Annotated in this window: 13 protein-coding genes; 11 read left to right on the forward strand and 2 right to left on the reverse strand. The window is 32.8% G+C overall.

Annotated elements, in window-relative coordinates:
• The first annotated feature begins 127 nt into the window (after positions 1–127).
• From feoB to ACJMLH_RS09700, 7 genes are all read left to right on the forward strand, one after another.
• Positions 128–2,146, forward strand: coding sequence for a ferrous iron transport protein B (gene feoB / locus ACJMLH_RS09670; protein ID WP_405277130.1), 2,019 nt, complete (start codon positions 128–130; stop codon positions 2,144–2,146).
• A gap of 100 nt (positions 2,147–2,246) precedes the next feature.
• Positions 2,247–2,477 carry a ferrous iron transport protein A gene (locus ACJMLH_RS09675; RefSeq protein ID WP_405277132.1) on the forward strand — a complete coding sequence of 77 codons (231 nt, stop codon included), beginning with the start codon at positions 2,247–2,249 and terminating at the stop codon, positions 2,475–2,477.
• A gap of 24 nt (positions 2,478–2,501) precedes the next feature.
• Positions 2,502–2,711, forward strand: a complete 210-nt coding sequence (locus tag ACJMLH_RS09680) for a hypothetical protein (RefSeq protein ID WP_405277134.1) — start codon at positions 2,502–2,504, stop codon at positions 2,709–2,711.
• A gap of 12 nt (positions 2,712–2,723) precedes the next feature.
• Positions 2,724–2,990: a DUF6110 family protein gene (locus tag ACJMLH_RS09685; RefSeq protein WP_405277136.1), complete on the forward strand. Its 267-nt coding sequence runs from the start codon at positions 2,724–2,726 to the stop codon at positions 2,988–2,990.
• 23 nt (positions 2,991–3,013) lie between these two features.
• On the forward strand, positions 3,014–5,161 hold the full coding sequence (locus ACJMLH_RS09690; protein WP_405277138.1) for a heavy metal translocating P-type ATPase: 2,148 nt from the start codon (positions 3,014–3,016) through the stop codon (positions 5,159–5,161).
• A gap of 98 nt (positions 5,162–5,259) precedes the next feature.
• Positions 5,260–5,964, forward strand: coding sequence for an ABC transporter ATP-binding protein (locus tag ACJMLH_RS09695; protein ID WP_405277140.1), 705 nt, complete (start codon positions 5,260–5,262; stop codon positions 5,962–5,964).
• 4 nt (positions 5,965–5,968) lie between these two features.
• Positions 5,969–8,239: an ABC transporter permease gene (locus tag ACJMLH_RS09700; protein WP_405277142.1), complete on the forward strand. Its 2,271-nt coding sequence runs from the start codon at positions 5,969–5,971 to the stop codon at positions 8,237–8,239.
• Positions 8,240–8,286: 47 nt separating this feature from the next.
• Here ACJMLH_RS09700 and ACJMLH_RS09705 read toward each other — a convergent pair whose 3' ends face one another.
• Complete coding sequence (locus tag ACJMLH_RS09705; protein ID WP_405277144.1) at positions 8,287–9,717, reverse strand: TrkH family potassium uptake protein; 1,431 nt, start codon at positions 9,715–9,717, stop codon at positions 8,287–8,289.
• 366 nt (positions 9,718–10,083) lie between these two features.
• Here ACJMLH_RS09705 and ACJMLH_RS09710 point away from each other — a divergent pair, with 366 nt between their 5' ends.
• From ACJMLH_RS09710 to ACJMLH_RS09725, 4 genes are all read left to right on the forward strand, one after another.
• Positions 10,084–10,266: a hypothetical protein gene (locus tag ACJMLH_RS09710; protein ID WP_405277146.1), complete on the forward strand. Its 183-nt coding sequence runs from the start codon at positions 10,084–10,086 to the stop codon at positions 10,264–10,266.
• A gap of 20 nt (positions 10,267–10,286) precedes the next feature.
• The gene (locus ACJMLH_RS09715; RefSeq protein ID WP_405277148.1) at positions 10,287–11,090 is read left to right on the forward strand and encodes a DUF2207 family protein; all 804 of its coding nucleotides are present in this window, start codon (positions 10,287–10,289) and stop codon (positions 11,088–11,090) included.
• A gap of 239 nt (positions 11,091–11,329) precedes the next feature.
• A complete protein-coding gene (locus ACJMLH_RS09720) occupies positions 11,330–12,571 on the forward strand; it encodes an MFS transporter (protein ID WP_405277150.1) in 1,242 nt (413 codons plus the stop codon).
• Positions 12,572–12,751: 180 nt separating this feature from the next.
• Entirely contained in the window at positions 12,752–13,795 is a 1,044-nt protein-coding gene (locus tag ACJMLH_RS09725) for an acyltransferase (protein ID WP_405277152.1), read from the forward strand.
• A 119-nt stretch (positions 13,796–13,914) separates the two neighbouring features.
• Here ACJMLH_RS09725 and ACJMLH_RS09730 read toward each other — a convergent pair whose 3' ends face one another.
• Positions 13,915–14,142 carry a hypothetical protein gene (locus ACJMLH_RS09730; protein WP_405277154.1) on the reverse strand — a complete coding sequence of 76 codons (228 nt, stop codon included), beginning with the start codon at positions 14,140–14,142 and terminating at the stop codon, positions 13,915–13,917.
• Positions 14,143–14,633 lie beyond the last annotated feature (491 nt).

The raw sequence follows: 14,633 nt of genomic DNA on the forward strand, positions 1-14,633 counted from the left end.
TGATAAATATGTTTAGGTTAACCTAAATCATCATGTATTGGGAAACTTAAACTAAAAATTTTTTTTAGAAAGGAATAATGTTTTCAATAAATATTATTCCTTAAAATGTTAAAACGGAGAAATGGTAATGACTGAATTAATTGTAGGATTAGCAGGGAACCCTAATGTAGGGAAAACCACTGTATTCAATCAATTAACCGGTATGCGCCAACATGTTGGTAACTGGCCTGGAAAAACTGTTGAAAGAGCAGAGGGCCATTTCAAACACAACAGTTACAACTACGATGTTGTAGATTTGCCGGGGAATTATGCATTAAGTGCTCATTCTATGGAAGAAATCGTATCAAGAGATTTCATTGTAGATGATGACTCTGATGTAATTATTAATGTGGTGGACGCCGCTAATTTAGAACGTAATTTATATTTAACAGTACAAATGATGGAATTAGGTGCTAACCTAGTAATGGCACTTAACATGAATGATTTTGCAAAGAAAAAAGAACATATCATTGATATTAAATTAATGAGTGAACTTTTAGGATTCCCCGTTATTGAAATTAATGCAAAAACAAAAGACGGATTTGAAGAATTGTTAAAAACTGTGGAAAAACAATCCAAAAATCCCGTGGATTCCAGTGAAAAGTTATCTTATGGAAATGATATCAAAGGCCATTTAATGGACATTCAAAAAATAATTGAACAAGATAAAAATCTATTAGATGTTCCTTCAGTTTGGACAGCGATAAAACTATTAGAAAAAGACACAATCGTTATCGAAAAAGTTCAACAATCTTCTAAAAGTTCTCAAATATTTGCAGAAGTTGACAAAGTTAGCAAACATCTTCGTGAGGTATACAATGAAGGTCCCGAAGAGGTTATTGCAAATGCAAGATATGCATTCATTGACGGTTTAATGGCTGAAGCAGTTAAAAAACCAAAGGTTGAAAAAGAAACAGTTACTGATAGAATTGATAAAATCGTTACAAATAGACTTTTGGCTCCATTTATATTTATCATTATAATGTGGGTGATGTTCCAGTTGACATTCACAATTGGTGCTCCTTTCCAGGACATGATTGATCAAGCATTCGGTGCTTTAGGTGAATTTGTCGCAGGATATATTGCAAATGAATATTTAGCATCATTCATCTGTGACGGTATCATCGGTGGAGTAGGTGGTGTTCTCACTTTCTTGCCTATTATTATCCTGATGTTTTTATTCTTAAGTATCTTAGAAGACTGTGGTTATCTGGCAAGAGCCGCATTCACTTTAGACAAATTAATGCACAAAATTGTAGGACTTCACGGTAAAGCTTTCATTCCTATGATTTTAGGATTCGGTTGTGGAGTTCCGGCCATTATGGCAACAAGAACCATGGAAAATGAAGGGGACCGTATGCTTGCTATGATGCTTGTACCATTCATGTCATGTACAGCAAGGTTACCAATTTACGCTATTTTTATTGCAGCATTCTTCGCCAACAATCAAGGTACAATGTTACTCGCAATATACGTATTAGGTATTGTTGTAGCATTAATTGTTGCGGCTATCCTCAAAAGAACCATGTTTAAAGGATTATCCACACCATTTGTAATGGAATTACCAACATATAAAGTACCATCAGTAAAAGGTGTCTTATTACACACCTGGGAAAAAGTAAAAGGATTTTTAAGAAAAGCAGGTACTATTATCCTTGCTTGTTCAATTGTCTTATGGGCATTAAGCATATTCCCATTAGGTGTTGAATACGGATCTGCAGACAGCGTATTAGGTATGATTGGTAATTTTATTGCTCCAATATTTGCCCCGTTAGGATTTGGAACCTGGCAAGCAGCAGTAGCAATTATTGCAGGATTAGCAGCTAAAGAAGTTGTTGTAGCAACCTTCGGTACATTAGCAGGTATGGAAGAAGATGATGAAGAAGGAATCACCAATTTAGTGCATGACACTTTTACACCTTTATCAGCATTTTCATTCATGGCATTTACATTGCTTTACACTCCATGTTTTGCGGCAATCGGTGCAATCAAACAGGAAACCAACAGTTACAAATGGGCATTAACCATGTGTGGTATTACATTAGTAACTGCATACATTGTTTCATTCTTAATATACAATGTTGGTATGCTTGCAGGATTTGGATAAATAAGGTTACAGGGAAATTGAAATTAGACGGGTTAGATTCCAAAATGATGATTAGATTCTTCTAATTATCATTCCATATTTTTTTTAAAAAGGTGAAACAATGGTAAAAACACTAAAGGACGTTAAACCTGGCGAAACCGTAACATTGGTGAAATATCATGATACCGGTGATGTAGGTTTAAGAAGACATTTATTAGGAATGGGTTTTGTTAAAGGAGCAAAAATAACAGTGAAAAAAGTTGCTACTTTAGGAGATCCAATAGAAATGAATGTAAAAGGGTATGATGTTTGTCTTCGAAAAGAAGAAGCAGAAAATATTGAAGTAGAATAAAACTTCAATTCCAAGAGTGTTACTATGAAATGCCGTATGTGTGGTTTTGAATTTGATGAAACAAAACTAAAAAACAGAGGCTGTATGAGCTGTGGAAAACATAGTGGCTGTAATCAAATTCACTGCCCCCACTGTGGATTTGGCAATCATCCGGAATTTGAAGATGAATTCGAATTTATTAACAGACTTAAAAATAGAATTAAACTAGGAAAAAAAGATACAAATCATTATTAAGAGGTAATTTATATGAATCGCAATGAAATTTTTGACAAATGTTACGAACATAAACATGCATTAATTTTTGCTGCAGGAATTGCAACTGCAATCATTGGAAAAAAAGTATTAGAATCAAAAAGCGTGAAAGATGCAGCAACAAAAGGAATGGCATCTGTAATGTCTGCTAAAAAAGATGCAGAAGAATGTTTCCAAGATATGAGAGAAAATGCAGAAGACATTGTAGTTGACGCACACGCAGAAGATAAAAAAGAAATTTACGTAGAAGCAAAAGAATAAACTTATTTTTCAGGTAAGGGAAAATGAAATATCAAGTAATGTACGATAACGGTTCTCGTTTAAGAGTTCGTTCAGGCCAATGGGCTTTCACAAAAGAGGAAGGCTATGGTCTTGCTTCATTACTTTTAAATCAAAGCTTTATCAATGAAGTATACACATCCCACAGAAACGGAAGTATTTTAATATACTACGATGGAGATGCTGAAAACAAACAAAAAATTTTCAATATTCTTGATGGTATTACATTAGATGATCTTTTTGAAGCAGAGCCAACACAGGCCCAAACTTCAAAAGAAATAACAGACGATTTCTATTTAAGATTATCAAAAATGATTTTTAATAGAGTTGTTTATAGAATATTCTTACCTATACCCCTTAGAAATGCACTAACCATTTATAATGCAGCGGAATATATTTGGAATGGTTTAGACAGTTTAACTAGCTTTAGAGTTGATGTTGCACTTCTAGACGGTGCGGCAGTAACCGGAGCACTACTTCAAAAACAGTATAAACCTGCAAGCTCAATGATGTTCTTATTGTCTATCTCCGATGCACTTGAAGACTACACAATACAAAAAGCTAAAAGCACACTTAAAGACAGCCTAGCTTTAAACATTGATACCGTATGGGTAGTAGGAGAAGACGGTGAAGAAAAACAATGCCCTGCAGTTGATATTGTTAAAGGAGATAAAATAAAAGTCCATATGGGCGATGTAATACCTGTTGATGGAAAAGTAATTGAAGGAGAAGGAATGGTTAATGAAGCTTCAATGACTGGAGAACCATTAGCCATCCATAAAAGACCTGGAAAAACAGTTCATGCAGGAACCGTTATAGAAGAGGGAAATCTGATTGTTGAAGTTTATTCAATGAATAAAGAAACAAGATTAAACAAGATTATTGATTTAATCGAGAATTCTGAAGAGCTGAAAGCAGATACTCAAAGTAAAGCTGAAAAACTCGCCGATTCAATTGTTCCATATAGCTTCCTTGCAACTGCATTAACATATCTGATTACAGGAAATTCCACAAAAGCACTATCTGTATTAATGGTTGACTTTTCATGTGCCATTAAACTAACAACACCATTATCAATCATATCTGCAATGAAAGAAGCATCAGATAATAGAATGATGATAAAAGGCGGAAAATTCTTAGAAAACTATGCAAATGCCGACACAATAATATTTGATAAAACAGGAACCCTAACAAAAGCAACACCAAAGGTTGTTGAAATAGTTCCAATGTCCAGACGATATAAACGTGACGACATTCTAAGAATGGCGGCTTGCATTGAAGAACACTTCGCACACAGTATTGCTGCAGCTATCGTGAAACAAGCTAAAAAAGAAGGCTTAAAACATGAGGAAGACCATAGTGAAGTACAATATATTGTAGCACACGGTATTGTAACCGAATATGAAGGAAAACGTGCAGTCATCGGATCAAAACACTTTTTATTTGATGATGAAAAAGTGAAACTAACTAAAAGTCAAGAGAAAAAAATAGCTAAAAAGGCTGCGGAACATTCTGTAGTTTATCTGGCTATTGATGGAAAACTTGAAGGTTTAATCTGCATTGACGATCCTGTGAGAGAAGAAGCAAAATATGTCATTGAAGAACTTAAATCGTTAGGTATCGAAAATGTCATAATGCTTACTGGAGACAGTGAAAGCGGTGCAAAATCCAGTGCTAAAGCATTGGGCATCACCGAATATAAATCACAGGTACTTCCAGAGGACAAATCCAGAATCGTCGAAGAATTAAAACAAGAGGGAAAAACTGTAATCATGGTTGGAGACGGCATTAACGATTCACCGGCTCTTGCGGCTGCAGATGTATCAGTTTCAATGAAACATTCATCAGATATTGCTCGAGAAGTTGCAGACATATCCTTACTGTCTGATGATTTATATGACCTTGTAACACTTAGAAAATTAAGTGTTGGAATGTTAGATAAAATCAATAAAAACTATCACAATATTGTTGCAGTAAATGGAACTCTTCTTGTTTTAGGTGTTTTAGGCGTAATTCCTCCATCCACTTCATCAATGATACATAATTTATCAACAATGTTGTTTGGAGTAATGAGCACCAAATCTGTTTTAGGTGAAGAGGATTACACAAAAGGGATAGAAGTAGAAGCTATTGAAGTAGCTGATATTTCTTAATCCTTTCTTTTTTTTAAATTAGGAATATTTGCTGACATATTCCGTTTATTTTAGGAAAATGCTCTTAAAAAATAATTAATTATTAGGAAGGCATATTAATGAGCGCAATTATTGAATTCAAAAACGTTGATAAAATTTATAAATCTGGAGACCATATTTTAAAAGCTATGGATAATGTCAATTTTACAATTGATGAGGGAGAATTCGTTGTGATTCTAGGACCCTCAGGTGCCGGTAAATCAACACTTTTAAACCTTTTAGGAGGTCTTGATACCGTCACATCTGGAGAAATCATTGTAAATAATGAACATGTGGAAAAATTCTCTGATAATCAACTTACGGCATATAGGGCAAAAAATGTGGGATTTATATTCCAGTTTTATAATCTAATACCAAATTTAACTTCCCTTGAAAATGTTGAGCTTATGAAAGACATTGTAGATGTAGATATAAACGGATTGGATGTTCTGGACTCAGTAGGACTTAAAAATCATGCAAATCAATTTCCGGCACAATTATCCGGTGGAGAACAGCAAAGAGTATCCATTGCAAGAGCAGTAGCTAAACAACCTACAATGCTTTTATGTGATGAACCAACAGGAGCGCTTGATTCAAAAACTGGCGTTTTAATTCTGAATTTACTTCAGGACATGAGCAATGAACAGGGAACAACAGTTATTATTGTAACCCATAATGCCATTTTAGCCCAGGCGGCTGATAAAGTAATAAGAATCAAAAACGGACAAATAGAAAGTATGGTAGTTAACGAAAACCCTAAAAAGGTCACTGATTTAGAATGGTGATTTGATGCTATTCAAAAAGATGTTAAGAGACATTCGCAAGCACAAAACCCAGTTCCTATCAATTTTTTTAATGGCATTTTTAGGAGTGTTTGTCTTTGCCGGTGTTGGAGGTGAATCAGTAGGCCTTGAAGTTAATAGTAATACTTATTATAATGATACAAATCTTGCAGACGGCTGGATTTACTCAGCCAATCTGGATGAGAAGTTTCTAGATGAGGTATACCTTTTAGGTCCAACAACCCAGATGGAAAGACAGCTAGTTGTAGATTCGGTGGCAGATTTTTCAAATGACCCCGAAATCACACTGCATTTTGTAGAAAATAATACAATATCCAAATTCTATTTAATTGAAGGTGAACCACTGGATGTTAATGACAGCGATGGAGTATGGCTAGACAAAAGCTTTGCGGATGCTAACAATCTTAATGTTGGAGACAACATTACCTTTGAGTTTAATGGCTTTAACATTGAAAAAGAAATTAAAGGGTTAGGTTATTCACCGGAATATGTCTATCACGCTTCAAAATCTTCAGTGATTCCTGATTTTTCTAAAATAGGTTTTGCTTATATGGGCTATAAGGCATTTCCGTCAGAAATTGTCCCATATAATGTTTTAAATGTTAAATTTGATGGAACACCCGAAACATTCGGCGATTTGTTATCTGAAAAATTAGATGGAAAATACAATTCATTTGTTGAAAAATCCGAACACTCTAGCGTGTCCCAATTTTCAGAAGAAATGGATCAGCATCAGATGATGGCGGGAATTTTCCCTGTTGTATTTATTTTAATTGCCATGTTAATTCTTTTAACAACAATGACAAGGATAATTGCCCATCAAAGAACACAGATTGGTATTTTAAAAGCATGCGGATTTAAAGACAAATCAATAATGTTTCACTATATATCATATGGGTTCTGGTTAGTACTAGCCGGTTCAGTATTAGGTTTAATTATCGGACCAATGACTCTGCCTAAGCTATTTTATCCATCAATGAGCTCAACATACATATTGCCTTCATGGACCCCTTCATGGAGCATGGATTTTGTCTATGTTGCACTGGCTATGGTTATAATGTCTGTTCTAGTTTCATATTATGCGGTTAAAAGTATTTTTAATGAAAAACCTGCAGATACAATAAGGCCAAAAGTTCCTAAAGTTTCTTCATCAGGTCTAATCGAAAAATTAGGATTCTTCAAACACTTATCATTCAATACCCGTTGGAATTATCGTGATGCTAAAAGAAACAAATTTAGAGCATTGATGACCATCATTGGAGTTATAGGCTGTACTGCACTATTAGTATCTGCATTCGGAATGTATGACGGAATGAATGACCTTAAGGAATGGGAATTTAATCAAATTAATCATTATGATTCCAAACTGGTCATAGATGATGAAGCAAGCATTTCAGAAATTGATGATGTGGCTGATGAGGTTGATGGTGATAAAATAATGGAAGGAGCCATCGAAATTGAATCCGGATCGGTTAAAAAGTCAGGTTCGCTACTGGTTTTAAACCATACCGATTTAGTTACTCCAACCGATTATGACTGGAATAAAATTGAAATACGTGATGATGAAGTTTCAATTTCACAAAAGATGGCAGATATGTTAGGCGTTAATGTTGGCGATACTATAAAATGGCATATTATGGGTTCCGACAAATGGATTAAAACAAAGATTGATAAAATTCATGCAGACCCGACTTCACAGGGATTAATAATGTCAACAGACAAATTAGAAGATTTGGACTTGAATTACACACCAACCAGCATTGTAACAGCACAACATGTTGACAAAAACTACACTGCCATTAAAACTGCCAATTCAATGAAGGACATGACTTCAAGTTGGGATGAGCTGACAGAAGCAATGTGGTTATTGATATATATTTTAATCTTCTTCGCATCTCTTCTAGCAGTTGTAGTATTGTATAATTTAGGATTACTGTCATTTACAGAAATTGAACGGGAAATAGCAACCCTTAAAGTTTTAGGTTTTAAAACTGGAGCTTTGAGAAAGTTACTTTTAACACAAAACTTATGGTTTACAACTATTGGACTTTTATTAGGTGTTCCGGTCGGTTATTATATTTTGAAAATCATGTGGGAGTCCTCAGGAGATTCATTTTATATTCTTCCTTCAGTAACCCTTACAAATTTCGCAATAACTGCCATAATAACATTTGCATTATCAATATTTGTAAATTTAATGTTTTCACGTAAAATTAAAAAATTAGACATGGTCGAATCGCTTAAAAGTGGTGAATAGTTTAACTATTCACACTTTCATGTGATATAATCAGCTGCAAGACATAACTATCTTTTAAAGACTTCAAAAAATGCTCTGAATGTGATTAGAACTGGATAAATTTCCAATCTTCCAATCCACATGGCAAATATACCAACGACTTTTAACGGCAGCTCTATGCTTTGTGACATCTGCCCTATTTCTAAACCAACATTACCCTGCATTGAAATAGCAAAGAATAATGAATTAAACGGATCATGGCCATATGAACATAATAATATCCAAGATACCAAAATACATATCAGATAAAGAGTTATATAGTTTCCGCTTTCTGCTACGACATTATCGGAAAGCTTTTTACCAGAAATTTCAAGATTAATAACACTGTTTGGAGACAGTATTCCGCGTAAACTCTTATATACTCCTTTAAAAAATGTGATGACCCTCATCAATTTGAGTGCACCTACAGTAGACCCATTTGAACCACCAATAATCATCAATGTCATTATAATAATGAGCACATTTGCTGGCCAAACCTCCATTACAGTTGAACTTTGAATACTTGCTCCGGTTGTAGTGATGGCAGAAACAATGTGGAATAAAATGTCCATTGGAACAATATTTGATATGAAATATATCAGCAGGGTTGTGCCCGCTATTAAACTAATCATTACCTTAAATTGCAAATCATTAATCAATGATTTTCCACGTGATTTGATAACTCTATACTGAACTAAAAAGCTTGTTGCACCCAATATCATCAAAACAATTGTAATCAAATTAATTAGGTCATTGTGGTAAAATCCTATGTTGGCATTTTTAACACTCATTCCACCAGTTGAAATGATACTGAATGTATGACAAACCGAATCAAAAAAAGGCATTCCCGCAAGAGTGTATAAAACAATTCCTGCAACTGTATAAATAAGATAGATTTTGAAGGTTTCTTTGATAGTAGCTTTGATGGATGGTTTGAGGCGGTCTTCACGAGCTTCAGACTGGTATAGTTTAGATGATGCAGTTCCGGGCTTTGATAAAAAAGATATTATTAAAACGATGATTCCTAAACCGCCAATCCATTGTTGAAATGCTCTAAAAAATAATATGCTGTGAGGTAATATTTCCACATCAGGATATATTGTAATTCCACTTCCGGTTAAAGCAGACATGCTTTCAAAAATACCGTCGACAATGTTTATGCCTGTTACAAAATGAAATATTAGGCCACCTATAATAGATGCCCATAGCCAAACTAATGCGGACGTAATCATTCCATGTTTTAAACGTATTTTATTAAGAGTATATTTTTCCAGGGCTTTTGTACAAATCAAACCAGCAAGTATAGAAATTAATCCAGGTAAAAGAAACCAGGCAAAATTGAATTCTAAATAGGCTAAATCGATTAAAATCGGGACTAGACACATTACTCCTATCCCAATCATCAATAATCCGGAGTTTCTTGCAATGATTAATATATCATGTTTGTTGACAAATCTCATAGAATACCTACTTAAATAATACATATTACTATTGAACAATTTAATATTTAAATTATTAAGAATTGATTTTATGATGGCTCTAAACTATTCATAATTAACTTAACAATGGACATTATTAACCCTTTTGAAATTTTTAGATTTGAACGGAAATCTCAAAAATATTAAAGACACAACTCTCATCGATTTCAATACAAATTTTAAATGTTAACCATTAATAAACCGATATGGTAAAATATCTCCATTATTATTAATTTTTAAAATGAAAGCATGCGCTTACATTCGAAAAACTTTATATATATTCCTTTAGAAACTATTATTTAGTGCTAAATCAAAGTACTACAGAAAAAACTTAAAGGAGAGTCTAAAATGAGAATGCATAAAATTTGTCCAAGATGTGGTTCTAGAAATGTTGACTGGATTATCCCTCAAAATTGGTCACAATGCATTTGCAGAGACTGTGATTATACAGGCCCGATTATTGAAGGAAACGATGAATTAGCAGAAGAGATTCATGAATCATATTTAGAATCACTGCAAAACGAAGAATAAGACTATGAGGAGAGAGTAAAATGTTAGGTTTAAACAACAAAAATCAAAAAAATGAAAATATTAAAAATCCTCCTAGTGATGATTCCTATTCAATGATACAGGCATTATTTGCAAAAAATAACGAAATAACTATTAACACATTGTCTCTTACCATTCTTGATTTAATTAATAAAGGTCAAATCAAATGCGATATTGATTTAGATGATTCATATGAAGTGGGTAAAAAATTAAGCCCTGAAGATATGGAAGTTATGAAAAAAATAACTCTCAGAATCGCAAACAAAGGCGAGCTGAAAACTCCCGAAACATTAGCTATTAACCTGCTTAAAAATATGAATAAAAATAAAAAATTCAACTTGAAAGCAATGGCAAAACAAAGCAATAACACTTCAGTCGCCAATAAATTTGAAAAAGACCTTGATGAATATGTTAATGCCATTGAAAGGGAAAACAACTATGACGGTAAAAATTATAAAGACCTCCTGGAAAACGGCAAATTAACAAGAAAAGGAAAAGAAGTCAAAAATGAATGGAAAAACTTCCAAGACTATCTAAAATCAAAAGAATTATGTGAAAAATATCCTCCGGAAACTGTTGAGGAAAATTCCGCCCAAATTCTCTATGGAGCATGCTTCGACATTGAAAAAGAGGCATTGAAAATAAGGGAAAACAACACACAACTAACTGATTTCATTGATAAAGATGGATATAAATTATTAAATATCATATTTAACAATGCATTACTCAATGTTAGTGAAAAAAGAAGAGGAAATGGAATATTTTATGGCGTGAATGATAAATATACCATTCCTGGCGGAGCATAGTTCCGCATTATACCTAAATGTTTTGAATATTACCAAAAATATTCAAAACCTACTTTTTTAAAATGATTATCCTCTGCATAGCCATTGCCGATTTTACTATAAACACCACCATTAAAAAAAAATGAATACTCAATCCAATATTTTGAAAAATGTTAAATAATAAACAATACTTAAAATTATTTAATGATTATATTTAATTTAAAAATTAAAACATTATATGGGTTGTTATAGTTATGTTAATGAATGAGCAAACCAAATTAACTAAGGACCATTACAGAATTTTTGGATTAAGTTGGGCAGGTTGGGTTTTTGATTTCTATGACCTTGTTTTATTTACTTTTTTAGTATCCCAACTTCAAACTGACCTCCATTTTTCTGCCGAGCTGCTTTCATTATGTTTAGGAATATCCCTATTCGCCACAGGTTTGGGCGGAATCATTTTTGGAGTATTGGGTGATAAATTTGGACGTAAGACAGTATTGCAATGGACAATTATCATATATTCACTAGGTACATTATTGTCCGCTTTTTCATGGTCTTTTTATTCTTTAGTAATATTCAGATTCATTACAGGTTTGGGTGTTGGTGGAGAATGGGCTACCGGTCAAATTTATATTAATGAAACATTTCCAGATAAATTAAGAGCCAAATTTGGAGGTTTTATGCAATCTGGTGCGCCTGTTGGAGTGATTTTGGCTTCAATAGTAGGGGGTTTAATAAGTCCTATCATTGGCTGGAGAATGACATTTTTAGTTTCAATCATTCCTGCACTTACCGTAATATACATCAGGAGATATCTTAATGAATCCGACGTTTGGCTTCAAAATAAAGACCAATATGTGAAAAAAAGTGCATTACAGGAGTTTAAGGAACTTCTTTCACAGGAATACCGAAAGATATTTTTAATCTCACTGATATTGTGCATATTCGGTATGTCTGCATACTGGTATACCTATTCATGGCTCCCAACATATCTTGCGAAAGAAAGGGGGTTAGCTGCAATTGGATCCACATTTGGAATCATTTTAATCCAATGCGGAGACTTTACAGGATATACAACTTTCGGTTATGTTGCTGAAAAACTTGGAAGACGTCCCGCATTCACAATATACAGCTTCATCATGGGAATAAGCATTTCTATGATTACAATATGTTGGAATCAAATTGACGCAGTTCCGGATTTGATATTTGTATTCATGTTCCTGACAGGATTTGGAACAGGATTTTTCGGAGGATTTGGTGCATTATTCTCAGAATTGTTCCCGACAAAAATCAGAAACACCGGTGTTGGAACAGTCTTCAACCTTGCACGTGGAATACAGTTTATCACACCACTAACAATAACATTTGTCGCAACATACTTTGATTTAAGCTATGGTATTGCTATAGCCGCAATATTTGCAATATTAGTTGGTATTTGGATTTGGGTATTCCCTGAAACCAAAGGAACTGTAATTAATGAATTAGACCAAAATGTATAAACTATTTTACAATTGTAGAATAGTTTTTACTTTCTATTTTTTTGATTGAAAAAAGAATTTGAGTAGGAATATATTTTCATCAGAGGGGATTTATTAAATAACTCAAAAAATCTTCAAATCAATTAAATTATTATTTAACAAAATACATAACAATAAGTATAAAAATTTGGAGAAAATTCAATGGGTAAAACTAGAGTTGAGTGGATTGATCTTGTACGGGCAATAGCAATATTGACTGTTCTATATATTCATGCAACCGATGGGATTTATATTATCTCATCTGATGCAATTCTAAATTACACAGTTTTTTCAAGAGTGTTTAATTTTGCATCCCTTTTTATTGGCCGTATAGGTGTTCCATTCTTTTTAATGATTACAGGTTACCTGTTATTGGACAGATCTTATGATGACGAGCGCGTTCGTCAGTTTTGGAATAAAAGCTGTAAAGGATTAATTATTGTTACCGTAATCTGGGCAATAATCTATGCACTCAGCCTGCAGGCCATTACTGTTGGATATGAAAGCGTCAACTTTGCTGAGGCCGGAAATCTATTCTTTAGCCATATGTGGTATATGCCAATGATTATCGGAATGTATCTTTCAATGCCATTTGTTGCAACAGCCCTTGAAAGATTTGACAGCAATACAATCTGGCAAGCAACAATTGTATTTTCACTTTTAGCATTCCTATTACCATTTATTACAATTGTATTGGCTATGCACGGAATTGAAAACGTGAATATTCAATATTGTCTTGGATTTAGTGGAGGAGTATACGGAATTTACATAATTTTAGGATACTTAGTTAAAAAAGGACAATTTAAAGATTTTGACCGCATTAAATTAATATTAATAGCAGTCATATCATTTATGATATGTTTATTTTTCCAATACTATGCATTTACAAAAGGATATCCTTTTGAATTATGGTATGAGTTCCCATTCATTTTAACCGGTTCATTTGCCCTATTTGAACTATGCTCTAGAATGGGTAAAGTTAGGGCATATCCAATTGTTTTATTTTTATCTAAATATTCATTTGCAGTATTTTTAGTGCATAACATATTTAGATTGCCTTTACTTCCGGTTGTTGTTCAGTTACCGTTCACAGAACCTGTAAAAGCAATAATTCTTTGGATTTTATTGATAATATTCAGCTATATAGCTGTTGTAATTATTTATAGAATCCCTAGATTTGGAAAATACATATTATATATGAGATAATTAACCAATTATCTCCTTTTTATTTCTTTTATAAAATTTTTTATATTATTGATGCTGTTTAAAAAATATGAGACTAAAAATAGCTTTCTTTTTTAAAAAAAATGATTTTCATTGAATAATTATTTTGCCATAAGATATGCATCATAAGCAGCATAAATGCTAATTAGAATATCAATAATATAATAAAATGAATCTAAAACAGAATCGACAAAAAATGATCCCACAATTCCCAAAGCAACAAATGCAACAAGGAAATAAATAATGCCTTTTTTAATATCCCCAGCATAGGCCTGACCTACTCCAGGAATGAAAAAAGATAAAATTGCAGCTAAATACTTATTTGCCATAATTAAATTCCTCCCATTAACCTAATTTAATATTTGAACAACGAACCTATATAAATTTTAGTGATTTGTAAAAAAAAATAGACGTTATTATAGAAATATTTTCAAAATTAATATATTAATTTAATAAAAAAGGAACAAAATCCCATCGAATGGCAAAATTATATTCCTACATAAAATCCAAATAATTTTTTAATTTTCATTTTTAAAATTATAAAATATATGCTTTAAATTGGTAAAAAAAACACAAATATGCCTAAAAAATACAATACATTAATATAATTAAAGATAGAAAAATAACTGTTGATATATTATTTTAATATTATCATTACATATAAGGGAGGGAAATAATGTATAAAAAATTCTTTTGCATTGCATTATTTTTACTCATGTTAGTAGGAATGACATGTGTAGTTGCAAGTGAAGATATAAACACTGATAATGATGCAATTGCAAATGTTGAAGATCTTGAAGTGCAATCAGCACCAATAGAT

The organism is Methanobrevibacter sp. (assembly GCF_045116495.1).
GTDB lineage: Archaea > Methanobacteriota > Methanobacteria > Methanobacteriales > Methanobacteriaceae > Methanocatella.